This is a genomic window from Peribacillus sp. SIMBA_075, assembly GCF_046534585.1.
Genome location: NZ_JAWRYN010001250.1, coordinates 1 through 248, shown reverse-complemented (window position 1 = coordinate 248; position 248 = coordinate 1). Strand labels below are relative to the sequence as shown.

At 73.8% G+C, this 248-nt stretch carries 1 protein-coding gene; it reads right to left on the bottom strand.

Annotation, left to right across the window (positions count from 1 at the left end; all coding sequences use genetic code 11):
• Window positions 1-50 precede the first annotated feature (50 nt).
• A partial coding sequence (locus tag SB775_RS32335; protein WP_410865384.1) for a hypothetical protein occupies window positions 51-248 on the bottom strand: 198 nt, incomplete at its 5' end.

Genomic DNA, 248 nt, shown 5'->3' with positions numbered 1-248 from the left:
GCCCTGGCGGGGAGGCGCAGCAGGGAGGCCGTGCCGCTCGACGAGGAGCTCTAACCGGCTGCGGCCGGCGCCTTCACCCGGAGCCCGAGCTCGTCGACCGACAGGTCGAGGCCCAGGATGTCGCCGAACGCGTCGCCGTCGAGCTCGAACGGCTCAGGCGCGTCGACCTCCAACTGCACGGACGCGCCACGCAGGTAGCTGAGCCGCGTCCGCACCGCGCGGTCGGTGAACCGGATGAACCGCCGCCC